At 44.6% G+C, this 26,374-nt stretch carries 18 protein-coding genes and 1 riboswitch; of the genes, 4 read left to right on the plus strand and 14 right to left on the minus strand.

Annotated elements, in window-relative coordinates; translation table 11 throughout:
• Positions 1-218 precede the first annotated feature (218 nt).
• Positions 219-1,760, minus strand: coding sequence for an extracellular solute-binding protein (locus NV381_RS10505; protein ID WP_258213224.1), 1,542 nt, complete (start codon positions 1,758-1,760; stop codon positions 219-221).
• On the minus strand, positions 1,757-4,117 hold the full coding sequence (locus tag NV381_RS10510; protein WP_258213225.1) for a helix-turn-helix domain-containing protein: 2,361 nt from the start codon (positions 4,115-4,117) through the stop codon (positions 1,757-1,759). Before NV381_RS10510 ends, NV381_RS10505 begins: the two co-directional genes overlap by 4 nt.
• A 186-nt stretch (positions 4,118-4,303) precedes the next feature.
• Here NV381_RS10510 and NV381_RS10515 point away from each other — a divergent pair, with 186 nt between their 5' ends.
• From NV381_RS10515 to NV381_RS10525, 3 genes are all read left to right on the plus strand, one after another.
• Positions 4,304-5,605: an ArsR family transcriptional regulator gene (locus NV381_RS10515; protein ID WP_258213226.1), complete on the plus strand. Its 1,302-nt coding sequence runs from the start codon at positions 4,304-4,306 to the stop codon at positions 5,603-5,605.
• A gap of 114 nt (positions 5,606-5,719) precedes the next feature.
• Positions 5,720-6,430 carry a type 1 glutamine amidotransferase gene (locus NV381_RS10520; protein ID WP_258213227.1) on the plus strand — a complete coding sequence of 237 codons (711 nt, stop codon included), beginning with the start codon at positions 5,720-5,722 and terminating at the stop codon, positions 6,428-6,430.
• 150 nt (positions 6,431-6,580) lie between these two features.
• Positions 6,581-6,683: riboswitch (guanidine-I (ykkC/yxkD leader) on the plus strand.
• 91 nt (positions 6,684-6,774) lie between these two features.
• A complete protein-coding gene (locus NV381_RS10525) occupies positions 6,775-8,121 on the plus strand; it encodes an APC family permease (protein WP_419182258.1) in 1,347 nt (448 codons plus the stop codon).
• Between the two features lie 209 nt (positions 8,122-8,330).
• On the opposite strand, the gene NV381_RS10530 is transcribed toward NV381_RS10525, so the two are convergent.
• The 7 genes from NV381_RS10530 to NV381_RS10560 all read right to left on the minus strand — a co-directional run bounded on the left by NV381_RS10530 (position 8,331) and on the right by NV381_RS10560 (position 19,387).
• Positions 8,331-8,618, minus strand: a complete 288-nt coding sequence (locus tag NV381_RS10530; protein WP_258213228.1) for a hypothetical protein — start codon at positions 8,616-8,618, stop codon at positions 8,331-8,333.
• 960 nt (positions 8,619-9,578) lie between these two features.
• Positions 9,579-11,420, minus strand: a complete 1,842-nt coding sequence (gene atzF / locus NV381_RS10535) for an allophanate hydrolase (RefSeq protein ID WP_258213229.1) — start codon at positions 11,418-11,420, stop codon at positions 9,579-9,581.
• Between the two features lie 63 nt (positions 11,421-11,483).
• On the minus strand, positions 11,484-15,104 hold the full coding sequence (gene uca / locus NV381_RS10540) for an urea carboxylase (protein WP_258213230.1): 3,621 nt from the start codon (positions 15,102-15,104) through the stop codon (positions 11,484-11,486).
• A 51-nt stretch (positions 15,105-15,155) separates the two neighbouring features.
• Positions 15,156-15,806, minus strand: coding sequence for an urea amidolyase associated protein UAAP2 (locus NV381_RS10545; RefSeq protein WP_258213231.1), 651 nt, complete (start codon positions 15,804-15,806; stop codon positions 15,156-15,158).
• Between the two features lie 33 nt (positions 15,807-15,839).
• Complete coding sequence (locus NV381_RS10550) at positions 15,840-16,556, minus strand: urea amidolyase associated protein UAAP1 (protein ID WP_258213232.1); 717 nt, start codon at positions 16,554-16,556, stop codon at positions 15,840-15,842.
• A gap of 797 nt (positions 16,557-17,353) precedes the next feature.
• Positions 17,354-17,779: a chemotaxis protein CheW gene (locus NV381_RS10555; RefSeq protein ID WP_258213233.1), complete on the minus strand. Its 426-nt coding sequence runs from the start codon at positions 17,777-17,779 to the stop codon at positions 17,354-17,356.
• A 21-nt stretch (positions 17,780-17,800) separates the two neighbouring features.
• Positions 17,801-19,387, minus strand: a complete 1,587-nt coding sequence (locus NV381_RS10560) for a methyl-accepting chemotaxis protein (protein ID WP_258213234.1) — start codon at positions 19,385-19,387, stop codon at positions 17,801-17,803.
• 249 nt (positions 19,388-19,636) lie between these two features.
• Between NV381_RS10560 and NV381_RS10565 the strand changes: the two genes are divergently transcribed.
• Positions 19,637-20,590: a tyrosine-type recombinase/integrase gene (locus NV381_RS10565; protein WP_258213235.1), complete on the plus strand. Its 954-nt coding sequence runs from the start codon at positions 19,637-19,639 to the stop codon at positions 20,588-20,590.
• An 856-nt stretch (positions 20,591-21,446) separates the two neighbouring features.
• Here NV381_RS10565 and pfkB read toward each other — a convergent pair.
• From pfkB to NV381_RS10590, 5 genes are all read right to left on the minus strand, one after another.
• Positions 21,447-22,376 carry a 1-phosphofructokinase gene (gene pfkB / locus NV381_RS10570; RefSeq protein ID WP_258213236.1) on the minus strand — a complete coding sequence of 310 codons (930 nt, stop codon included), beginning with the start codon at positions 22,374-22,376 and terminating at the stop codon, positions 21,447-21,449.
• Positions 22,342-23,244: a class II fructose-1,6-bisphosphate aldolase gene (fba, locus tag NV381_RS10575; RefSeq protein WP_258213237.1), complete on the minus strand. Its 903-nt coding sequence runs from the start codon at positions 23,242-23,244 to the stop codon at positions 22,342-22,344. Before fba ends, pfkB begins: the two co-directional genes overlap by 35 nt.
• 84 nt (positions 23,245-23,328) lie before the next feature.
• Positions 23,329-24,387, minus strand: coding sequence for an SIS domain-containing protein (locus NV381_RS10580; protein ID WP_258213238.1), 1,059 nt, complete (start codon positions 24,385-24,387; stop codon positions 23,329-23,331).
• Positions 24,388-24,579: 192 nt separating this feature from the next.
• Complete coding sequence (locus NV381_RS10585) at positions 24,580-25,431, minus strand: DMT family transporter (protein WP_258213239.1); 852 nt, start codon at positions 25,429-25,431, stop codon at positions 24,580-24,582.
• Between the two features lie 65 nt (positions 25,432-25,496).
• Positions 25,497-26,297: a DeoR/GlpR family DNA-binding transcription regulator gene (locus NV381_RS10590; RefSeq protein WP_258213240.1), complete on the minus strand. Its 801-nt coding sequence runs from the start codon at positions 26,295-26,297 to the stop codon at positions 25,497-25,499.
• Between the last annotated feature and the right edge of the window lie 77 nt (positions 26,298-26,374).

The following is a 26,374-nucleotide window of genomic DNA, read 5'->3' on the forward strand; positions in this document are numbered from 1 at the left end:
TGTGTACACTAAATTTCCCCAATCTTAGCATCGTAATTTGATTTATTCAATATTATTTTTGACATTAGAACAATGGAAAACAGCAGATTTCTGATTCTTGTTTTCAGAACGAAAAGGGACTATCCACTTGTCATTATATGACTTACCGGACAGTCCCTTGACCCCTGCACTTCAATTAATTTTTAAGCTCCGATTCGGCTTTTTTACCGGCCAATTTTTTACTTATTAAACTCTTCATACTCTCTGTTCATCTCTTCCATGATCAAGTTACCGCCATTTTGGCGCCATTTGCCCAGCTCGCGGTTAAACCCGGCTTCATCCAATTTACCCAATATGAATTGATAAGTAGCGTCCGTAATGATCGTCTGCAGCTCGGTCCCCTTTTCCGCTTGAGCCTGGGAAATTAAAGCTGCAGTGGGATCCAGGACGACAATGTTATTATTGTCTTGGATCATTGCGTTGATTTTCTCTTGAAAGGAACCGTTTTCTCCAAGCTGCAAATACCGGATATCTGCCGTCCTAAGAGCATTGGCGTAGAGCTCAACCTCCTGCTCGCGCAGCGTTTTTGTTTCAGGCATTATCTTAATCGTCTTCTCATTAATAAGTTTATAGTGACGGTCTTGCAGCCCGTAAGTGATCAGGTTATTGACATCCTCAGTCAAGGTTTGGTCGAAAAAGGAAAGCACGGCTCTTAGCTCGGCTTCGGTTTTGACACTCGTTTTCGGAAACAAGAACAGCCCTCCAATACCGGTACTCCCCCAAATCCTGTCTCCCTTCGGTCCGCTTATCCGGTTTTGTATTTCGATTACTGCTGCCGGATTGCTTTTCTTGATTCTGTCTCGAATAGTGGCGGCTAACACATTGCTGATCATCATTCCAGCCTCGCCGTTAATGAATCTGTCCTCCTGCTGCACCTTGCTTGTAACTGTAAAATCCGGATTGATTAATTTCTCATCATACAGCTTTTTCATAAATCGCATCGTTTCCAAGTATTCCACGGTCATGAAGTCGGGTACCAGCCTCTTATTTACAAATCCCCAATTATTGGGTGTGCCGAAATAGGATGCTATATTTTTAAAAGCTCCATAAACCAGATCGTTACGATCAAGCAAACCATAAGTGTCCTGTTTGCCGTTGCCGTCCGGATCGCCATAAGTAAATGCTTGTAAAACGGTATACAATTCTTCTATTGTATGGGGCTCTTTCAATCCGAGCCGCTCCAGCCAGTCTTTACGATATTGGATCCCTTGCCGCGATAAAGGACGTTCCCAATACAGTCCGTAATATTTACCAAAGTAGGAGCCATTGTTCATAATAGTTGCGTTCATGTATTTGCTTATATGGGGGTAGTCCTTAAGAAGGGGCCCGATTTCCCAGAACATTCCGGAGCGGATGCCATTCACAACAGACGGGTGCTTCAGATCCACCGACTTGATTTGTAAGACCTTGGGAAGGGTTCCGCCCGCTATAGCCGAAACCATTTTATCCGTATAGATGTTATCCGGAACCCATGTAAAGGACAGTTTAGTCCCCGTCTTATCCTCCAAGGGCTTTACAATCGTGTCCCGAGGAGGGTCAGCGCTGTTCAAAACGAGCATCATGCTGATCTCAGGCTTCGCCTCCGTCTGCTGTTGAGCCATACCGCTTTCCGATTTTCCCAAGTTAGCTGCAAAGGAACATCCCGTTGTTAGCAGGGGGATAAGCATCGAAATGCTAATCCAGGCGATAGCAGGTTTAAGTACGTTCGAAGTTCGGTTCATACCTCGTCCCCTCCTACCTTCATAAGCTGATCTCCACCGGATGTAACAGCATGCTCAGTCTCCCTATATTTCCCAGGACTGATACCCTCCAGCTTTCGAAATGATCGGATAAAATTTTGCGGATTATTGTAACGAAGCTTCTCCGCCATATCTTTAATTGGCATGTCCGTTTCCTTGAGCCACTTCAAAGCAACCTGATGACGATATTGGGCCAAATAAGCGCTAAATGAAATATCCATACTTTTCTTGAATAAAGTGCTTAAGTAGCTGGAGTTATAATGCAGACGATCGGCACAAGAATCAATAGTAAGGTCTGTGTCGAATTCCTTATGAATCATATCGATCATTTCCCTGGAAATAGTAAGATGCTTAACTTCGGTTCGCTCTTCGATTCCATCCATTAGCGGGTCGATTATTTTAGTAATGAACCACTCTTCCCCCTCATCAACAAGGTTCAAATGAAACAACTCGTCAAATAACGACTGCTGCCGCTGCATCGGAATGGATTGAATAGCGAGTCCGTTGGCTAGGCCGAGTAAATTCATCAATAGACGTATCGCATTGAACTGCAAATCATGGAGGTTCGGATTGCCGCTTTCCAACACCTGGAGCAATTGCCGTAATAGCAATATCGCTTGGCTTCTATCTACTAACTTGACCGCATCGAATAGCTCAGCTTGCAAGCCAAAAGGATAAGCATAGTGCAGCGAATGGTTGTCACCCAAGTCTCCGAAATAAAGAATCGCTTCATCACCAAGAGATGTGCGCCGCTTAAGCACTTCTACCGCCTCTTCGTAAGCTCTTGGAATTTCCACAAAGCTGTTGTAGGTTAGACTAATCCCGATAGTGACATTTAAATCCAGCAATTCATTGACCTTGCGTTGAATAAGCTGAGCGAAAGCAAGCACTTCAGTTGTAAAGGAGCCCTCGCTCTCCGCCCCACGTGTAATTACCGTCAGCTGAGAGTGTCCAAGCACAATAGGCTGCAGCCGTCTTCCGGCAGGCAACAGCTCACCTATCATGTTGTTTATGGCAAACAGCAGCAGATCAAGATCCTTTTCAGCAAAACGGGTGGGCTCAAGGCTTCCTGTCTGCAAAGCCAGAACACAGAACTGGGAGAAGTCGTTACGCATGCCAAAGCTCTCCATTCGTTCCCTGATCTCCTCTTCCTTCATGCCCCCCAAAAACAATTTGATTATGAAAAAAGTGCGCAGCAGTTCATTTTGCCCGTAAAGCCTCGTTTCTAGTTCAGTATTAGCGGCGAATAAGCTATGAACCTGTTCCCCGATATATTGGATTTCATCTACTCTCTTCTTCGTATCGAGTATAGTTTGTCGTGCCGCTACATCTTTATATATTTTATCAATGGGCCGGTATAACTTCTTGGAGCCATACCATGACAAAATACTGAATAACAGCAGCAGCCCTATGCATATGTAAAGAGTGTACCAACCAATTTCCCGGGACTGCTTGGTTAATTGATCCAGGGTGACGAGCGATATATAAATCCAATTATTGTACTCTGATTTTCTGTAGGTAACCGTATATGCCCTCTCATTGACTTCCAAAAAAAATTGTCCGTAAGCCTCTGGATGCTGTACAAGTTGAGCCAGAGAAGTCTTAAGTGAGTCACTGAGTCCTTCCTCCTTAAAGCCTTTGCGTACAATCAGATTAGCTGACTCATCGAGCACAAGGACGGACTCGCTTTCTGTATTTACCGAGAACAGGCTGCTCAAATTGCACGCCGGAATTTGGATCATGGCCATCCCATTGCTTCGGAATGAAGTTAAGGGAAGTTTTTTGATTAAGCTAACATTGAGTTGGCATGGATCATCAGGTAGAGCAGTTGGAGGGGAAGCAGCCAAAACGGGAGCTGCTGTACTGCTCGTCACTTCCCAGACTGAAGGTAGATCAGGCTCCGGCAGCACAAATCCTTTATTGCTTTTCATCCAGGCATCCAATCGATATAGTCCATCATTATTAATCAACCAATTGCTGCGCTTACTTAATAAGACGATATCACTTATCCCGTTGTCCAGCCTCTGAAGGCTGTTCAATTCCGTTTTGACTTGGGTGAACAATTGAAATTGATCCGGTCCCATAGGTTCATTCAAAGCGTTCAGAATGATCTTGGATCCCAGAAAATGTGTGGCCGCTTGGTCGACAACCTTCAATGTATGCTCTACATTCATTTGCGTTTGCTGGAGACTTAGTAATTTCTCCTCATTAACCTTTTGCTGAACAACTCCGGATGATTTGGCATAAGAAAAAATACCCAGGAAAATAACGGGCAGCGAGGTGATGATAAAGCATAATACAACCAATTTAATATAATAACGGCGAGGACGTTTATTCATGTAAGCTATTTTCACCCTCTACCTTCTCTCTTGCTGGAAGCGTTTTCTGATCACTTGGTTCTCATATTGTATCATAAATAACCCGAAGCCAAACAGCAGGTTTTCCGTTATGATATACTAAAAATCAGACATTGCTAACTCAACCGCAACCGAATTCTAAATTGATATAGGGAACCGTGAAAGGCTATGAAAATAAGATTAGGCTATATCGGAGTCGAAGATACCATGGAAATGGTTCTTGCTGTTATTAGGAAATATCCGGATTATGAATGTTATCCTTATATCCATACCCGATTTGAAGAAATCGATGACCTGCTGGAGCAACACTCCGGTAATATGGATATGTGGCTTTTCTCAGGCCCCCTTCCTTATGAAGCGGCTAAACAATCGGGTAAAAGCTTTAAGCCTTTATTTTTCATTCCATATACGGGTACAAGCTTATACCGCACTTTATGCGAAATTTTATACCAGCAAAAGCTTCATATTGATGAGCTCAGCTTTGACATTTTAACCCAAGCAGAGCTGCAGCAAGTATTCTCGGAATTCGGCATAAAGCACAGCCCTATTTACAACAAGGAATATACGGGATCAGATGAAGCTTTGTACGAGCATCATTTGAAGCTATGGGAAGAAGGTAAGACAAAAGCTGCGGTAACTTGTGTATGGATCGTTCAGCAAAAGCTGGCAAGGATGGGCGTTCCGGTGTTTCGCGTCAGGCCGACGGAATCCTCTGTTGAATCCGTATTAAATACGGCATTGCGTGCGCATGAGATGCTGCAGTTCATGGATGCTCAAGTAGCCGTTCAAATAATCAAAACAGATCCATATAACGGAGTTTCGCAAGAGCTCTATTCGTCGGATGAACTTTTCAATATGGAAATGGCCCTTACTCAAAAGCTGCTTCAGTATGCAAAGAAAGTTCAAGGCTCTCTCAAAGGTGCAGGTCCAGGCAGATTTGCAATTTTCACGACACGTGGGATTGTACGGGAACTAACGAATAATTTCACTACCATTCCGGACTTGGCAGAAATACAAGAACTGGAAGGCCGGCTTACGAATTGTGGAATTGGAATTGGAAAAACCGTCTACGAAGCGGAATTATTGGCCGGCAAAGCATTGCTCCACACAAAACCGTATAAAGAAGGAGCCTGGATGATCTTCTTCGAGGATAAAACGATTACAGGACCTTTAGGAAAGCCTGAACAGCTCTCCTACTCTTACGTTTCCGATGAGCTGCAAAAGATTAGTGCTGCCTCCTCATTAAGCATAGCGACACTTGGAAAAATACAGTTCATCCTCAGAAAAAGAGGAACCGACGAAATTAATGCGTACGAGCTCGCTCAGCATATGCAAATTCTGCCGCGCAGCGCCCGCAGAATATTAATTCAACTGGAAGCCTCCGGGTTGGCTCAAATAACCGGAGAAGATAACCCCCATCCTCGCGGCAGGCCCAGAAAAATATATCGAATTGATTTAAGCCTGGAATGAACCTATTCCGGGCTTTTTTTCATGTTAGCTATATTGACAATAAACCTGACACCCGATTAAAATACGGTCATAGCCTTAAATCAACCTTAAATGTTCATGGAGGTGCCTATTCCTATGCGTTTATTAATCTTAAAGCACTTTGAATTCGATGATCCTGCGTTCATTCTTTCTTGGACGGAACACAGACAGCACACAGCTTCAATCATATATCCGCCTGACTTCTTCACAGCCCCATCATTGGATTCCTTTGATTTCTTGATTATTCTTGGTGGGCCGATGAGTGCGTATCAAGATGATGTTTACCCTTGGCTGCAAGCTGAAAAACTATTTATAAAATCAGCGATTGACGCCGGAAAGAACGTGCTGGGCATTTGTCTTGGTGCACAATTGCTTGCTGAGGTTATGGGGGGCAAGGTTTACCGTAATGCTCATAAAGAAATCGGCTGGCATCCCGTTACAAGAACCGGTATTCAGCATCCCTTGTTCACTGGCGTGCCCGACACCTTCGAATCGTTTCATTGGCATGGGGATTGCTTCGACATTCCTGAAGATGCCATTCCACTGTCCTACTCTGAAGCGTGCAGGGTACAGGCATTTGCATATGGAGAAAAAGTGCTTGGCTTGCAGTTCCACTTGGAAACTACTCCACGCTGCATGGAAACTATGCTAACAGAATGGCATCATGAGATTATAAAAGCCCCTTATATTCAATCTGGCAAACAAATTATGGATAAATCCTATCGCAGCAACCAATCATTCTTAATTCTAGGGAACATTCTAGATCAGTTCGAGCAAAAAACAGATAGAAAAGGCATTGCAATATAAGCGATATATTAATTTAATGTTATATTTAATAACAATACTTTTCAAATTCAAAAACATATGTTATATTATATTACATTAAATGATTATTAAAGACCGGCTTATTCTTCTAATATCTAACACAAGAATGAAGTAAACTATAAACCGCATATTTCACATGTTTTCTAGGGTTCCGCGGAGTTTTATAATCCGGTCAGGTCCGAGAGAGAACGCACAGCTGCAGCTGTGTACACGGAGGGACAAAAGCCCGGGAGGATATCTAAGGATATCTTCCCGGTTTTTCTTTTTTATTAAATGAATTCCTGCCTATTCGCAGAGAAGATCCGAACTTTGAGGAGTGTCCTATCATGAAGACAGAAGTATCCTTACGCAAATCACTCACATTGTTTCCAGTCGTTTATCTCGGTCTCGCCTGGATGACTCCGATGATTTATTTTTCCGTATACGGCATTGCTTATGAAACCTCACAAGGCATGCTGACTCAAGCGTATTTACTTGCATTTCTCGCTATTTTTTTCACAGCCTGCAGCTATGGTATCATGTCCAAAACTTTCCCAACCTCCGGCTCCGCATACACTTACGTTAAGAAAAGCATCCATCCCGCGCTCGGGTTTCTTGTCGGATGGGCGTTGCTGCTCGACTACTTATTCTCCCCGCTCATCGCATGCCTGACATTCGGCATTTACTTGCATGCCCAATTTCCATCAATCCCTGCCTATGTGTGGATCATTATACTTAATGCAATTCTTGCAATTATCAATGTTATGGGAATTAACTTTTCAGCGAATATCAGTAAAGTTTTTGTTTGGATTCAAGTGGTCTTCATTGTTGTGTTCTGTGCATTTTTGATAAAAAACCTAACTGGCGTTGTTCATCCGCTTCAGCCTTTGATTCAATCAGAAGTCCCTCTCTCCACCATATTGGCTGGCGCATCAATCATCTGCTTCTGTTTTCTAGGATTTGATTCCGTCACAACGATGGCCGAAGAAACAATTGACGCCAAAAAGACGATTCCCAAAGCAATTCTTATCATCATTTCGATCGCTATTGTTCTATACATGGTTCCATCGTATCTAACCCAGCTCGCCTTTCCAAATATGAGCTTCCAAAATATAGATTCAGCAGGATTTGAAGTCGTAACACTCATCGGAGGAGCCGGTCTATCCGCACTATTTATTACCGTGCTCATTCTCGCCATTTTTACCCAGGGACTATCTTCAGTAGCAAGCACCTCCCGTCTGTTATATGTAATGGGACGCGACTCCGAGCTGCCAAAGAGAATTTTCGGCACTCTTCACTCGAAGTTCAAAACACCTGTTATCAATATTACGATTGTCAGCCTATTCTCACTGCTTGCTCTGGTCATCAGCTTGGAGACAGCCGTTAAATTCGTGAGCTTCGGAGCTCTCACCGCTTTCATCTTCGTCAATTTATCCGTCATCGTACAACGTTACATTAAGGATAAGCAGCGTTCCTTCAAGCAAACGATTGTCTATCTGGTATTTCCGTTGACCGGAGCCAGCTTTATCGGATGGTTGTTATCCCTTTTAGACAAAAACGCTTTACTAATCGGATTGTTATGGCTCCTGTTAGGCATGGCTTATCACTTTTATCAAAAGAACTCACTCAAGTCCGTCGCCAAATCTTCACGCGATATGCAAACTCATCCAGCGCCTACATTTTCGAACGAATAGCATTGGACGCAAAGGCATTTAAAGCCAACATTTAAATCGTTTAAACCACCTAAACCCATACGTTTGTGCATGGGGAGGGAATCGGGTATGGGATTCCGACCGCTCTTGAAGCTTGTGTTCTTTGAATTAATAGCTTGCAGTGGTAGGAACACAAGCTTCAAAGGCGGACACTATCGTTTCTTCACCCCATACCCATTCCCTCAGTTGTTCTACTCTTCGATAACTTCCACTTCCACTTTTCCTACCAGCATTTGAATCCGTTGTCGATGATGTCTATATTCTGGATGATGTCTATTACCTACGTTGCCTATATTACCTATGTTGTCTATGTTATCTTTGCTGTCGATATCGCTTACATTGCTTGTGTCGCCTATGTTTCCTATGATGTCTTTGTTTCCCATGTTATCTATGTTGCCTTTGCCACCTTCGTTGCCCGTGTCATCCATGTTGCCTTTGTTGCCTACATTGCCTTTGTTGTCGATACTGCTTATGTTCATGTTGCCTATCTAGTTTATGTTATCTGTGTTGTTTTCGTTGCCTGTGTCGCCTTTATTGCCTATGTTGTCGCCCATGACTCGTTGCCCGTGCCGCCCATGTTGCCTTTGTTGCCTACATTGCCTATGTTGTCGCCCATGTTATCTGTGTTGCCTTTATTGCCTTTGTTGTCTATGTCGCTTACGTTGCCTTTGTTGCCTATGCCGCCTATATTGCTTTCGGCGCCTATGTCGCAGTTATTGCTATGTTACCTATGTTTACTTTGTTGCCCGCGTTGTCGATTGCCCATGGTTTCTGTGCTGCATAAGTGCTCCATAGCAGCATTTCTGTACATGAAACTTGAGATTATACGGTAATAGCACCCTTTTTCCCCTTAAGCCATTCGACAAAACACTTATGATCCTGAACAATCCGAATTAAAGCCTTTGAGGTTCCCTTTCAGATTCAACACGCTGAAACTTATTTTCGAACATTGATTGTCATATAAAATTCGCCGTGTGCCCAATCCTCCCGGAATACCGCGAATGTACGGCAAATTATTAGATTTCGTCTTTATTAACGGAAGTAATTGTTCCTCTATGGCCTGAAAAGCACAAAAAACAAAGGGATAACGGAACAGCAACTTCCTTTATCTCTCTGATTTTATGTGCAATAATCCTCTTTAATCAAAATAAAGGAAATCCGACTTCCTCTATTGCCTTAAATCAGTCACGTTAGCTTGAATAACGGAAATTTTGTTCCGCTCAACTCCTGCAGAGTTCATAGTAACATTGCCCGTTATCCATATAAATAACCTTCTCTACACATGGTGTGAATGCATCAAAAATCCTAAGCACTCATACAAAGAAGGCAAGCACTTCTTCATCATTTTTTAGTGCTGCAAAAACTTCAAACTTTCTACAAAGGCAAAAAAGCACCATCAAGGCAACAAGCCGAGACAGTGCCGCAACTATTACAACTATCTATATATACCTCCAACCACCTGAAGCTGTAATATCCTCCGCTCCATCGATTGCATAACCCTCACAAACAAAACCAGGAACCTCCGAACCGTCTTCAAGCTCAACTTTTCCGATACCTAGAGGCGCAGGGATGGATGCCGCAAAAGAACCGAACGCCTCCAGCGGCATTTCCCACACTTCCAATTGTATGGATGCGCCGCCCGTTTGCCGTTTGATCAATCCAGGCTTAGCCGGCACTGTCGTCAGCTTAACCATTACATATTTGGCCGCTGTAGATGCTTCACGAATGAATCGCGCTCCACACGCTTTCATCTGCTGCTCCAGCGGGAAGCCTCGCATATGCAGTCCACAAACAGCAACCAAGGTCGTTGCTGGGGCTAAACCTCCAAGAACAGAGACCCCACTCCCATTTGCCGCAACGGATAACGTGTTTGAGCCCCCTTCTCCTGCATGTGCACCTTCAGGGAGCTTCAACGCTACCGCAGACATCACTACGCCATTCGTAAATATTTCCGCAGCTCCGCATATTAATCCCTCATTCTCCGAGAGGGCAAACCATGTAACGCCAAACGGCGTATCAGAAGCCGCATCAACTGACGGAACGGCTACCGCACACAAATCAAGCAGATTGCAATGATTCGTATAACGCCCCATATCACTATTGGCTCCGATAGGGTTTGAACGAACCTGTTCACGCGTCCAAGTCCCCCCAGCCGTTGGCATTACCATTACCGCACCCCGCAGCAATTCCCTTGCTGCAAGCTTGAAAGCTTGCAGCTTATGCATAGCCCGAAACACAGAAGCAGCATCATATTCAGCAGCAGCACCGGAACGCAGAACCTGCTCAGTCACAGGGAAGGCCACACCCGGGTGCGATTCAATAAAACCTCCCAACCCAGCCCACCGTTCTGCAACTAACGGCCCACCGTACAGGATAGCTGCCGCTTCTGAAAACATCCCATAATCTATATACTCAATAGGAATATTTAACGCTTTGATTTTCTCAACTGAAATATTCCACGCACAGCTATATTCATCTGCATAAGGGCCATAAAAATCCAGTGAATGCTCCGGCAAATAAATTTTCGCAGGAAGCTCGGGCGATGGCTTCGGCAGATTCCTTGACCAAGGATCCGCGCTATGAACTCCCCTTGCGATACTATCCACAGCCAATGCATCCTCCAAGCTATGCGCAAATACAGTGACACAATCAAGGCTTGCGCAAGCAGGAACTACGCCTTTGGTGGACCAAGCGCCAAGGCTTGGCTTGTAGCCTACAAGGCGGTTCAACGCCGCAGGTACACGGCCCGAACCAGCTGTGTCGGTGCCAAGCGAGAAGACCGCGTGCCCTCGGGCTACAGCAACAGCCGAGCCAGAGCTGGAGCCGCCGCTTATAAGCTCGGGCCGCAACGAATTATGCGTTTCGCCATAAGGGCTTCTCGTCCCAACAAGACCTGTGGCGAACTGGTCCAAGTTGGTTTTGCCCAGAGGTATGGCGCCTGCGGCGACCAATCTTTCCACCACCGCCGCATGCTCGTTTGGCGTGTAAGCATATTCCTCACAGCCCGCTGTTGTGGGCACTCCTGCCAAATCAATATTATCCTTTATAGCAAATGGGATTCCCCATAGCGGCAAATCCGCAGGATCAAGAGCTTGCAGCCGATCCAAGTAAGGCTGCACTCTTTCCAGCGTCGGCGGTGTAATCCAAATATTCATTTCGCTATCTTCATTTACACGATTAATAATTTCTTTAATAATTTCATCCGGTGTAACTTTTCGTTCAAGATACTTATCCCGAATCCACTGCAAGGAAAGTTCTTGCGGAATATTTTCTTTTATCATATAGATGACACCTCTCCTTTACGTTGTCTCCAATATCCAAGGGCGTCCTTCCCATGAAACTAATCAAGCAATAATTACAAGGCTGACAATCAGCTGTCCGGCATGAACTTCATCTCCAGGATTCACAAACACAGAAGATACAGTCCCATCACAAGGAGCTTGCTGTGGAAATTCCATTTTCATACTTTCTTCTATAATTAACGTATCGCCTTTCTTTACCTGCTGCCCCGGGGATACAAGCACCTTCCAAACACTCCCTGGCATTGTGCAGCGAACAGCCGAAGCTCCAGGCGGCAGCTCATCTTCTACTGAAACTTTTGCCGATTCACTCTCCGATACATATTCCGCAAGGCCCAACGCTTTCCAACTCTCCCGCTCTGCATTGAAGGCAGCCTGCTGCTGCTTGCGAAATACTTCCGTACTTTCTTCAATCGACTCAAGAAAATGCAAATATTCACCCAGATCAAAGGTTGTTTCTGTAATGTTAGCCTCAAACCGGCCACGCAAGAAATCTTCACGCATTTTTAACAGCTCATCTGCTTCAACGGGATAAAATTGGATTTGATCAAAAAAGCGCAGCAGCCACGGTTTACCTTCCTTGAAGCTTTCTGTACTGCGCAGACGGTTCCACATTTGAATGGTGCGACCTACAAACTGGTATCCTCCAGGACCTTCCATTCCATACACACACATGTAAGCTCCCCCGATACCAACGGCATTTTCAGGCGTCCATGTACGTGCAGGATTGTATTTTGTGGTGACAAGGCGATGCCGTGGATCTATAGGAGTTGCAACCGGAGCCCCAAGATATACGTCACCTAATCCCATTACAAGGTAGTTGGCATTAAATACAATCTCTTTTACTTCTTCCTCACTCGCAAGACCATTGATGCGCCTAATAAATTCAATATTGCTAGGGCACCAAGGCGCATCAGGACGTACCGTCTGCTGATAACGCTCAATAGCAAGCTGCGTTGCCGGGTCATCCCACGAAAGCGGCAACCGCACAATCCGCGATGGTACCCGAATGGATTCTAACGGAGGCAAGTGACTGTCCAACTCCAGAATTTTACGACAAGCCTCATCTATACTAATTTTTGAACGGTCAACGTGGATTTGCAACGAACGGATTCCAGGTGTCAGATCCAGAACGGGAATCTCTCCGCACTCTTCAATAGCTTGCATCAAAGCATGGACTTGAAAACGAAGAAGAAGATCAAGCTCCATCAAACCGTATTCTACCAAAAGGTTTTCATCGCCCGAGCAGCGGATAGTAATCGGGAATCTGCGGTTAAGCTCTTCTTTGGCCAACAAAGGATAATCCGGTGTTAATTGGACGTTCACTTGAGGGAGATTTACTTGATCCAGATTCGATCGTTTGCCGCTGCCAATTGCATTTAGATGCCCCTCCTGAGTTGTTCGGAGCTCATCCGCTTCTGTCAGTGTTAGCAATTGAAAGCGGATAGTATCACCAGGGTGCAATTGCCCTATTTTCCAAAACTCCGCCGACGCCGTAGTAACAGGGCATACGAAGCCTCCAAGACTCGGACCATCAGGACCAAGCAGAATGGGCATATCGCCGGTCAAATCAAGAGTACCTATAGCATACGCATTGTCATGAATATTGGAAGGATGCAGACCCGCTTCACCACCATCCTCGCGCGTCCACAGCGGAGCAGGACCAATAAGCCGAACTCCAGTACGCGAGCTGTTGAAATGCACCTCCCAATTCGTTTCCGTCAATTGTGTTAAATAGTCAGGCAGCAGAAACTCCTCGGTACAGTGCGGACCCGGAATAACACCAATCGTCCAAGCATTCGACAAAGCTGGTCTATGGGAGTTTTCGAGCTCATTTTTTTCAAAAGGTTCTTTAGCCGCCTTATTTACACCAAGCACATCACCTACTCGCAATGCACGACCCCCATGACCACCAAACCCACCCAATGTGAAGGTCGAGGAGCTGCCAAGAATTTGCGGCATATCAAATCCACCGGCTACAAGTAAATAAGTGCGCATTCCCGCTCGGGCTTCCCCGAAGCTTAATATCTGCCCCCTGCTCGCCTGAATCGGCTTATACATCGGAATGGCAATCCCATCTAATACCGCTTGCATATCAGCTCCAGTCACACAAAACCACATAGTATTCCGAAACTTATAAGAGCCTCCGCGCAAAGTCAATTCAAGACCGCTTGCACTATCATCATTGCCTAGCAATTTATTCCCAATTCGGAAGGAGTACGGATCCATCGGTCCGCATGGAGGAACCCCAACATCCCAGTGGCCTACGCGCCCCGGCCAATCCTGAACCGTCGACTGAACGCCGCCGTCCACAACCTCCAACGCATGCTCCGCAGGAGCGAAACCATTCAATAATTGGGTATATACATTTCCCTCTACGCAATCACCTTCATTTAGCAGAGCCTTTATATACTGGAGATTTGTAGTAATGCCATATAACCGGGTCTCTTCGAGAGCATCTGCCAATTTTTGTATAGCAGCCTCGCGATTTTCACCATGAACAATAATTTTGGCTAACATTGGATCATATAACGTAGTAACCGTGATTCCGTCTCTAATCCAAGTCTCGATTCTTGCTTGTTTTGAAAATATGGCATGATCCAGCTGACCTGCGCTCGGACGGAAGTTTTGCAAGCAATCCTCCGCATAAATACGCGCTTGAATACTATGACCTCGGGATGGTTTAATGAGCGATTGCAAATCTTTCAGCTCATCCGCCGCCTCGCGAATCATCCATTCCACCAGATCAATACCCAACACCTCTTCAGTTACACCATGTTCAACTTGCAGTCTCGTATTCACTTCCAGAAAATAAAATTCGCAAGACTCCGGATCGTAAAGGAACTCAACCGTTCCTGCACTTCTATAGCCAACTTCAGACGCCAATCGCTTTGCAGATTCCAACATTGCTGTACGCACTTGCTCCGACAAATTAGGCGCAGGACTCTCTTCAATCACCTTTTGGTTACGGCGTTGAATCGAGCAATCGCGCTCTCCCAAGGTAACAACCTCACCAAAGGCATTTCCGAATATTTGAACCTCTACATGGCGTGCCTTGGCAATATATTTTTCAAGAAACATACCGCCGTTCTTAAAGTTGGTCTCAGCCAAATGTCGTACTCCATCATAAGCAGCGCACAAAGCTTCCTCATCCTCGCATACACGCATTCCAATCCCGCCGCCACCCGCAGTGCTTTTGAGAATAACCGGATAACCTATTTCACGCGCTTGCTTCAGCGCTTCTTCCAACTCTCTGATCAGAGCAGTACCAGGCAGCATAGGAACACCAGCCTTTTCTGCAATTTCCCTGGCCGAATGCTTAAGACCGAACATTTCCATCTGCTCCGGTGTCGGACCTATAAAAGTAATTCCATGCTCACGGCATGCACGAGCAAAGTCCGCATTTTCACTTAAGAAGCCGTAGCCCGGATGGATGGCTTGCACCCCCTTTTCAATAGCTGTTTTCAAAATTAATTGCGCATTCAGATAGCTTTCTTTGGCCGGCCCCTCTCCGATAAGCACCGCTTCATCCGCATGGTCTACATGAAGGCTATCCTGATCAGCTTGTGTATATACAGCAACAGATTCTATGCCAAGCTTGCGTAGAGAGCGTTCAATCCGCACCGCGATAGCACCACGATTAGCAATTAGAACTTTTGTAAACATAGCGATAACCTCGTTTCGTGTAGTATTAGTCAGGTCCGAAAATTGCCCTTATTATTTATTCCAAATTAGAAGTTGTATGGGTGTTGGATTATAAGCATTGCACGGATTATTCAACTGAGGGCAATTGCTGATCAGCACCATCGTGCGGCATAATGATTGCATTTCCACATAACAGCCGGGAGCCGAGACGCCATCCGCAAACCGTAATCCTCCATCCGGAGTTACAGGCACATTCATGAAAAAGTTAATATTCGGTGCGAGGTCTCTTTTGGAATATCCCCCATTATATCTGGACATTTGCAGCATGAATGTATCTCGGCAGCTGTGCATAGGCAGCTTATCATGCGAATAGCGCACTGTATTGCTCTGCGCAGAGCAAGCTCCACCTAACGTATCATGACGTCCGCATGTATCAGCTACAATCGTAAGCAGTTCTTTGCCTGATTCAGAACGCAGCACCGAGCCCGTTGTAAGATACACGTTCCCTTGACCGGCAATTGTCGCAACAGCGCTATAATGATCATCCGGATGATCAGCATCGAAGAACAACGTATCCGCAGCTTGATTGCCCTCCAAATCTACAATTCGAAGCACTTGACCTCGCTGCAGCTCATGCATCCACCCATCCCCCGCATTCACTATTTCATTAAATACCGCATCCTCTATGCTGCGCGGACTTTCCACTCTATTAAATACAGCCATTTCAAGTTTCCTCCTAAGGGTATCGATTTAGTTTCAGCCTAACAGCAAGTAATATTCCCAAGTGTTCTCATAGGCACGGCGGTTTTCCGGGCGATAATTCACACAATAATCCATAGAACTTACCGGCTCCGCAGATAACACTTCAATCTTTACAGGAACTGATGGGTAGGCCGCACTTGTATCCAGCGGATTAGGCGTATTCGATAAAACAAACAAAGTATCCATCTCTGTACGTAAAGTTACGGCCGCACCTTCCTTGCAATGATCCGCACTAAAACACATATCGCCCTTATCATCACAAAATACTTTGGAGAACAGGTTAACTACTGGCGTTAAATCACGTCGGCCCAATCCATTCCTCACCAGCTCCACTTCAAAATTCTCTTGTCCGCTGCGCAGCCACTCATTGCGTAATTGCTGATAATTCGTCGCTCCATATTTAGCATCTGTAGCCGCCCGGGTTGTATAACCACAAATCGTATCATGCCATCCCAGACTATCCTCTACAATACTCGCCAACACACGGCCGTTATCGCTCATCAGCACATTCCCTTTAGTCAGATGTGAGGTATGCTGCGCCTTTAATGTATCCGGCATATTGTAGCGCTCCGATAAATCCTTAGCGTTATACATCAACATTGAGAGATTCGCCCCAGCATCCAACGCTGTAAAACGAATTAACTTACCACGACCAACCACCCCCGACCATTTACCACCAGCACCTATTGTCATGCTCCATAAACTATTCATTCCATATACCTCCCACAACAATGATTATGTTCATCAAGGAAAAATGCCAGCCATAGAAAAAAATAAAGCCTGGGAGATATGATCTCCCAGGCTTTTATCCTTCCGTGTTATATAGAAAACGCTCATCATACGATCCGTCCGACGCCTTCTATACACTATCTCTCGGACCAGACTCGACTACTGATTGCTATAGACGATAGCTCCTTGCACCTCTCGCCTCACCGTAATCAACGGAACCCTAGACAGCTTTTTGTCCCCATCCTAACTCCATGAGAACCTATATTTAATTTTTAAAACCTTACGTCTATTGGTAGTATATTGCACAAAAAGGTTTATTGTCAACATTTATGTTAGGTTTAGTTACATTAACGAGCGTTAGTTCGATGAAATGTTTAATAAAAGGTGCATAACAGGCCGACTTGCATCTCTAGTTCTAGTTTCGATGTAAATTAAAAACATCCCGCACCACTGTGCCGAAAGTGGAATGGGATGCTCGTCTCTTTTTGAATTCCTTTTAATTCATTCACTACGCTGCACTCAGCTGCAGTTCTGATACGTATTCGACAACAACACGAATGCCTTGTTCTTCTAATTCCCTCGCTTTACTTAGTCATTTATGGTCTTCAACGGATGATAATGCAGACCTTGCTCTTCTACAGAGCTGCCCCTACATCGCCAATACGAAGACGCACCTTGTTTATTGTACCCGTTCCAATATACGCTCCATTCATGAGTCAATTGCTTGTTTTCATCAAAGCCCCTTGCAGCTGAGGAGTTGACTTCATCGACTCTCCCTCCTATTCCTGAAGAACATGCTCAAGCTTCAAAATAAATACCAAGCCACCCTCTGTCCGACCTACTCCCGTGAAACAAGAATCCTGCAGCTCGCCTATAGTTTTCGGAGGAGGTTGAATAGCAGAGAAAGAAGTTACGTGAAGCACCCTATCTACGATAAGCCCTACCATACTTTCCTTATAATTAACCACAACAATCCGGGTTAGCTTCGAATAAGCTTCTTCAATACAACCTAGTCGATTCCGCAAGCTGATCACCGCAATAACTTTGCCTCTTAAGTTGATAACCCCTTTTATGTATGGATTGGTGTGAGGAATGACCGTAATATCCTGCATCTTAATAATCTCGTGGATATCGTCTATTCTAAGCGCATATCTTTCTTTACCGATGCCAATTTCAATGTATTGCACCTGCTTGGTGGGCTCCATCTCTTTCCCCTTCTTAAACTACTATATTTTAAAAGCTTCCACCGTACTATTCAACTCCTCCGCAAGCAGGGCAAGGGATTGGGCAGTTGATGCTGTTTCCTCGCTGCTCGCAGCTGATTCCTCGGTTACTGCCGATATGCTCTCAATTGAAATCAAAACCTCGGAGGTTTGTGCAGCCTGCTCTTCACTCGCTGCGGCAATTTCCGTCACTTTACTCGCAGACTCATTGACCAACGTAACAATGCTTTCGAAGGCTTCCCCCGTTTTTTGAGATGATATAACACCCTCTTTTACCGCTGATATACTGAGCAAGGTATTCCGCTGCATCCCTTTTATAATTGCAGTGATCTGCTTGGTAGCTTCACTGCTTCGTTCCGCGAGCTTGCGTACTTCATCCGCTACTACAGCAAAACCTCTCCCCTGATCCCCGGCTCTTGCAGCTTCAATAGCAGCATTAAGGGCTAGAAGATTGGTCTGATCAGCAATGTCGTCGATAACTTCGATGATTTCACCGATTTTATTCGAATCTTCTTCCAGCATGGACATCTGAGTATTAACCAAATTCATCCCGTCAATAGATGAACGAAGCACTTGACCTCCTTCTTGAGCAAGTCTTACTGTATGATCCGCTAATTCAGAAGCTTCTTCCGCACCACGAGCAACTGAGTTAATTGCAGACGCCAGCTCACGAAATAATTCATTCATCGTCTGAGCTGCATCGGCTTGACTCAAGCTTCCGCTTGCTATCTCCTCTGTACTAGCCGATATTTGCTGAGCTGCAGCTGACAAGCTTCCCGAAGAAGACAATACCGAACCGATAATTTTACGTAAATTCAAGATCATTTCATTAGTCGAATTCGCCAATTGACCCACTTCATCTTTCGTATTGATTTCGGATGTTTCCGTTAAATCTCCGTTTGCCACTTTAGTCACCAGTTCGACAATGCGGCTTAAGGGACGGGTAATGATTTGTGAGATGGCATAACCCAAGCCGATACTTAAAAGCAGGGCAGCAACAATAATGCTAATCGTGACCATTCTGGAAGAAGTGTAAGTCTCATCTCCGTTTTTATTAGCTTTATCCGCTGTTTTCACACTAATTTCGGTTAATTTATCCAATAAATCGTTGAACTCCCCTCCGAATTTTTTCAAATCTCCTTCGGAAAGCATAAGATTAACCTCAGCGTCCCTCCCGGCATAAATCAAAGCAATAGCCTGGTCTGACGCTTTATTGTAAGCCTGCCATTTCGGCATAATACGTTCAAAAACTTCTGATTCCTCCGAAGATAAATTTGTTTTCTTATAGGCTTCAAGCTTCCCGTTAGCTTCTTTCGTAATATCTTTGATTATTTGCTCAAATTCCCGCTTCTTGGCAGGGTCAGCATCCCGCAGATCCCTCAGATTTATCCTTATTCTTTGATATAAAACTTGAGTATCGAACAAAAGGACGGATGGCAAAAAATTATCTTCGTAGATGGATTTCATCCCATTATTCAGCTTACTCATGGTATTAAGTCCATAAAAACCTACAAGGCCCAAAATCATTGCAACTACCATGAAAGCTGAAATCAATTTTGCTGACGTTTTTAGATTGTAGAACCATCTCATATTACTAGCACCTCATCCTTAAAATTTTATAGCTTTCGTTGCTGTCTACGAATAATTAACGCCGCCCCTTCACCTCACTTTCACATATTTTAAATAAGGAGATATAGAATCCCGCCATGAATGGTGGAATTTATAACTTTCTTTTTGGACGATTCTAAGAAGTTTATTTACATAAACTAATTATTGGGTTTTCATGCTAAAATATAGTTCGTACAATTTGCGTTGTTCGAACAATTATAGGAGGCAACCATGCAACAGCTGCTAAAGACTTTACCTGACATTTCATTGCATTTGGAGAACAACAGAGAGTACACGGATGAACAAATTGTAAATATGTTTTTAGCCGCATGTCATCGCTCTAAGTACACACTCAGAAATTACAGAAACGCCATTAATAAATTTCGAGCCTTTATAAAGCATAAGTCACTAAAGGAAGTTACTTGGAGAGAAATCGAGGTATATAAGCTCGGCCTGATTCAAGGATATTTCAGCAGAAGCAATTTGCCGCAGGCGCCTGCAACCGTTGCTGTCCATATAGCGCCTATCCGCTCTCTTTATGCTTGGGGAAGCGATCCCAATATTGGAATTTTCGAAAAAAATCCTACTACTTGCGTTCGTAGTCCCAGAGTATCCGTAACAAGCGGTAATCATTATTTAACAAAAAATGAGGTAGTTTCTCTAATAGCGCAGCTTAAACAACGAGGATTGCGAGACTATGTAATCGGATTAACTCTTGTTCTATTGGGATTAAGAGTATCTGAATTAACGTCTATAGAATGGGGGGACTTTCATACAGATCCACAAGAAACGACTATGTGGTTGACAGTTAACGGTAAAGGGGGGAAACAACGAGAAGTAAAAGTTCCACAGCTGCTATGGAATTTAATCCAGCAGCTTTCCACACATACGAAAGACAAGATAGGCCCCCATAATAAACGCCTCTTCCCATTAAGTGTACGAGCAATTGAAAAAATCATACAAAAAGCCCGTAAAGAATGGGGGGTTGACAAAAAAGTAACACCCCACTGGCTCAGGCATACGAATGCTACCTTAGCTCTACTCAAGGGAGCTTCCTTGCAGCAGGTTCAAGAATCGCTTGGACATACACATATTAATACAACACAACGATACCTTCACACAGTGCAACAAATTAATAAAGCAGCCCCGGATTATGTAGAGGATTTCTTAAAGGATCACATATAGGTAATTGTACCTACGACATTCCATTTGAGTTGTTTTATTAGTTGCTTTTTACTATAATATGGGTAATATAATCGATATAATTTGACATTTTTCGCAGGAAAAATAAAAAAAAGCACGAACAACGCAAATTGTGCGAACTTTTCTTCTTTTTTAGTTAATTTGGACTATAACTGCTGCAATTATACCATTACCTCAACAAAAAATTATAATTGGAGACTGCTTTAGAAGCGGATCTATTGTAAAAATGGTGAATCAGAAAACAAATACCGACTAAAATAATGCGGTTACTTGTATAAATGAAAGATTTCATATAGCAGAAATAATCCCAGTTCATAAGAAGCCGAAGGCTTGCAGGGGAGATAAGTAATCCCTTGGATATAAACACCCCATACTGCGTCCTTGGTGTACGATATACGTTTGTATGCTTTGGAGGGATGGGTGTGGGATTAAAGCTACTGTTGAAATCGTGTTCCTTTGAATGGAATGCTTTAAGTGAAGGGCATTGCGGAAGTAATTGTTCCTTTATCGCCTGAAAAGTCCAAAAATCAGAGTGATAAAGGAACAGCCTGTTCCGTTATTGCTCTGTTTTTGTGCATAAATGCTCCATTCAGCCAACATAACGGAATTCCCACTTCCTCTATCACCCCGGATTGGAGGCGGCTGATGGAATAGCGGAACTCTCCGTTCCGTACAAAATCCTCCAGGGCTCATCGCCGCTATCCCCATAAAAATCCCCCTTGTAAAGCACTTAAACTTTCTTATATGTTGAAGAAGCCGCCAGCAAACTTTAGGTTTGACTGACGGCTTCTATAAGTTCAAGGCCAATTAAAATGATATTAGGATCCTTCTCCACATCTTACAATTGCACAACCTTTACTTGCTTCAGCAATTCGTCTACATCAGCTTTATTGATATAACCGGCTTTTTCATTCAATGCATTAGCGCTTCCGACAGCTGTCGCATACCTCAGAGATTCCTCAATCGATCTTCCTTCAGCTATACATACAGCCATGCCAGCCATAAATGAATCTCCGCAGCCAACTGTGTTTACAGCATCAATCAGAGGGGGCTTTACGCGATAATAAGCTCCTTGAACATAGGCAAGTGATCCTTCAGAGCCGAGAGAAATTGTTATACAAGGAATATTCATTCGTTCCATTGATACCAATTGTTCTATCATTTCCCTGGCATCGCTTACCGACTTGCCTATAAGCTGGGCTGCTTCCTGCTCATTGGGCTTGATTAAATATGGAGCCGCTTCAGCTCCCCGCTGCAATGCCTCGCCGCTTGTATCCAGAAGAACAACTGCGCCTTCTCCCTTCGCCAAGCTTACAAGCTTTGCATAGAAATCCTTAGGCACACCTGCAGGCAAGCTGCCCGAAATACATACAACAACGGACCTTTTGGCCAACTCCTTGAATTTCACAGTGAATTGCTCCATCGCAGTATCGGATATGACCGGTCCCGGTTCCAAAATTTCCGTCGAGATTCCATCCAGCTCATTGATGATGTTCAAGCAGAGCCTCGATTCCCCGGCAACCTCAACAAAATCATGTTGAATTTGCTGCCGATCGAGCTCCTGCCGGATGAACCGGCCATTAAAGCCTCCCGCAAAACCGGTTGCCAAAACAGGCTTCCCCAGCTGACTAATAACACGTGCTACATTGATTCCTTTTCCGCCAGCTTCCGCATAAAACCGTTGGACGCGCATTACGCTTTTCTGAGTGAATAAGGGAACATAATACGTTTTATCAATAGCTGCGTTTAGAGTAACCGTTGTGATCATTGTATGCCCCGCCTTTAGCACGGCCGATAGTGCCGCACAGCCTCATTTTTTCAATAGCAGCTGCATGCAGCGCTTTTTTAGCTGGAATCATATATTTCCTCGGATCATTCTCCTCCGGATTAGCTGCAAAGACAGCCTTAATGGCATCCGAGAAAACGATCCGCAATTCCGTAGCCACATTCATTTTGGCCATACCGAGTGAAACACATTGTCTGACCTGAGCTTCCGGGATACCGGAACCGCCGTGTAGTACCAAAGGCACCTCCACTTTGGCTGCGATTCGTTCAATCCGTTGGAAATCAATTTTGGGCTCGCCTTTATAAATACCATGAGCTGTTCCTATGGCAGGTGCAAGAGTATCGACCCCAGTCAGTTCAATGAATCGAGCGCAATCATCCGGGTCCGCCATCAGCGCTTCGTGCTCGGCTACGACGATATCGTCCTCTACCCCGCCGACTTTGCCAAGCTCAGCCTCAACATTTACGCCCGCAGCCTTGGCGATTTCAACAACCTTGGCCGTTTGTCTGACATTTTCCTCAAAGGGCTGATGGGAAGCGTCAATCATAACCGAGGTATAGCCTGCACGAATACACTGTACAATCAGGTTAAAATCGGAGCAATGGTCCAGATGCAAAGCGATTGGAACTTGAGAACGGTTTGCCGCTACAGTCGCTGCCGCCGCGATGTAGTCAGGCCCAAGATGCTTGACTGTACCGACAGTGGACTGCAGGATGATAGGAGCTTGCGCTTCTTCAGCCGCCTCTACGACACCTTGAAGCATCTCTAATGTATGAACGTTGAAGGCAACAACTGCATATCCATGTTCCCGTGCATGCTGCAGCATAAAGGTAGATGAGACAAGAGGCATATTAGTTAACTCCCTATTTGTTTTTATCGTAAAATTAAACGTCGTTCAGGCAAGCTGGATTAGCTGCAATCACAATATATAGGTCTATATCTTCACCACTTGCGTCAAATTGCGCGGCGAGTCAGGATCGACTCCTTTACCCAGAGCTGTATAATAGCCTAAATATTGCAAGGCAGGCAGGTATAATACGGTACGAGCTTCATCCGTCAGCTGCTTTCCGCCAACTTCAAATACACCATCCGCGAAGGCTGTGTCCTCTCCTGCTTCCGCTGTCACTACCAGCACATAAGCTCCGTACTCCTGCATTTCTTGAGCAACCTTCAATTCATAGGCTCTAGCTTGCTCCGACAGCAGCACACATACAAGCGTGCCCGGCTCTACCACCGATTTAGGCCCATGTCTGAATTCGAGCGTGCCATAGCTTTCAGTCCATACATAAGACATTTCCTTTATTTTCAGGCATGCTTCTTGCGCAATTCCAAAATAGGCACCCATACCGAGATAAATATACTTATGCAGCTGTACTTCTTGAACCAGCCTTTGAATAAAAGCATCAGCACGCTGGACAACATCAGCGTCCGCTTCGATTACAGTACCGAGCTCCGCTTGCAAATTCGGATTCTCAGATGCAGATGCAATTGCCGCCTGCATCATGAAGGTCATGCTGCTGAATGACTTGGTCATAACCGTGCTCTCTTCCTTCCCAAGCGGTGAAACGAGACATTCCGCCAGCTGTGCCATTGTGCTTTGCTCATAGCAGGTGATTCCGCTAATCGTATAACGGGGAAGATCGCGAACGGACTCCAATGCCAGGACAACTTCCGTAGATTCCCCGGAACGGGATACTCCAACAACCAAATAGTTCCTGTTTGCTGCCGTATTTTGCCCGCGGAATAAATATAGCTCCGAGGACGGCAATGCAGTAGCGCTTCGTCCAAGCCATTTCCTATAGGTTGACGCCATCGTAAGTGCCTGATAATACGATGAGCCTGATCCAATAAAGATCACTTCATCGAATTGTTCCGATTTAAGATAGCGCTCAACCCAATCGCTTTGAAGTTGCAGCTGTTCCATTGCTGCGGATAATGCGGCGGGTTGAGCGGATATTTCAGCAACAGTCAATTTACCTAAAGACATGTTCATTACCTCCATGAAATGGTTATATAATCTTGTATACCCTCATAATATCGTTATTTTATGATTATTTCAATCATTATTTTGATTATTACAATCTTTTTCATAATAACTAGTATCGTATATATCATTTCCAGCACAAAAAAACAGCCTTCCCCCGTGCTGTAACTTCGGGAAAAGACCGTTGCAGTGCATGTTTTCCTAACCCCAAATACCTAGAGATATGATTCCCAGTGCAATGAACGCCGACATCATTATACGCATAAATCCCTGTTGTTCCTTAAGCAGCCAAATTCCAAACAGCGTGCCAAATACGGTGCCAATTTCACGGATCGGGGAAATATGCGATAATGGCGCAATATTCATTGCTAAAAGAAATAGGAAATAAGAGCCGGGAGAACAAAACGTGCCCACAAGAATCAGCTTCCAATTGCGAGCCCATTCCTGTTTGATTTGCCGGGAGATTAGCACAGGTATCAGCAAAGTAACAACATAAGAAAGATTCGATATCTCGAGCAGCGCAAGCGGAGTCATATGACCTTGCCCCAAAATCGTTTTGTCTGCCAATGTATAACCCGTTATGCACACACCTACACCAACTGCCGCTGTGATGGCTTTTATAGGCATGTTCTTTGGATTCATACCATAAAATGCAATGGCAAATAAGCCGAATACGATCAATCCGAGACCGATCCAGCCTATGGCGGACAGTTTTTCCTGGAATATAAGGATGCTGCAAATCGGCACAAGCAGAGCTCCAAGCCCCCTCATCATCGGGTAAACTTGCGACATCTCTCCATGCTGGTAAGCTTTGGACAGCAGCAATATGTAACCGATCTGAAAAATGAAGGAGATGCCCAGCAATGTGTACCCTTCAAGCTCTAATGGATGTCTATCCAATTCTATCAACAAATAAGGCAGCAAAAGAGCCGATGAAAACAAATGAATCATCCATAAAAACACATTTTTATTTATGCTTTGCTTGGTAAATAAATTCCAGACAGAGTGAAGCAAGCCTGAGCCTAACACAAGCATTAACGCAATCTGGATCATTTCTGTCCTTCTTTCATATGGATCTCATACAAACCTCAATTTGGCTTGAAAAAATCATCACCGCTCTACTCACGCTCATTTTTGGTCAAATGAAGCTCAATTCCCTGCGCACGCATTTGATCCAACAACGTATGATCAGCTCCGGCATTAGTAATACAGCCATGGAGGGATGACAATGGAGCAATAGGAAACAAGGAGGTTCTACCCAGTTTTGTATAGTCAAACACGGCGTAGGTCTGCATGGATCGCCTGATCATTAATCTGGCAATTTCCGCTTCCAATTCGGAGTACGTGGTCACACCCTGTTCCGCGGCTATTCCGTCGATTCCCATAAACATTTTGTTGATGTTAATGCTTTCCAGCATTTTTTCCGCTAACGGCCCGCAAAGCTCATAGCTTTTTCTCCGCATGACTCCCCCGGTTAAAAGCACCTGCACACCTTCACTATCCGCAAGCTCCATAGCTATATTGACAGCATTCGTAACAACCGTTATACCTTCATGCTTTTTAAGCGCCCTTGCAATCAAAAAGGTTGTGGTCCCTCCGGTCAAGCCTATGCTATCGCCCTCCTCGACAAGTGAAGCAGCCTCCAAGGCAACAGCCTCCTTCTCGAACCAGAGCAGCTCCTTTTTCTCAAGAAACGACTGCTCTTTAACCATGGATTGCTGATCCAATACCGCCCCGCCTAAATTGCGGATAAGCGCCCCTTTTCTCTCCAGAAGATCGAGATCACGGCGGACCGTAGCTTCCGAGCAGTCAAATAATTGAACAATCTCTTGTATCGAGATTTTACCTTGTTGTTTGAGCGCATTGACTATATTTTGCCGGCGCTTCTCACCTTTGGACAAGCCTGCGTCTTGATTCATATACAGCCACTTTCCTTTCACAATCGGTTACCAAAATAACTTATCCCTCATTTTAAAACATCATTACGATCATTTCA

The organism is Paenibacillus radicis (ex Xue et al. 2023) (assembly GCF_024722015.1).
Classification (GTDB): domain Bacteria; phylum Bacillota; class Bacilli; order Paenibacillales; family NBRC-103111; genus Paenibacillus_S.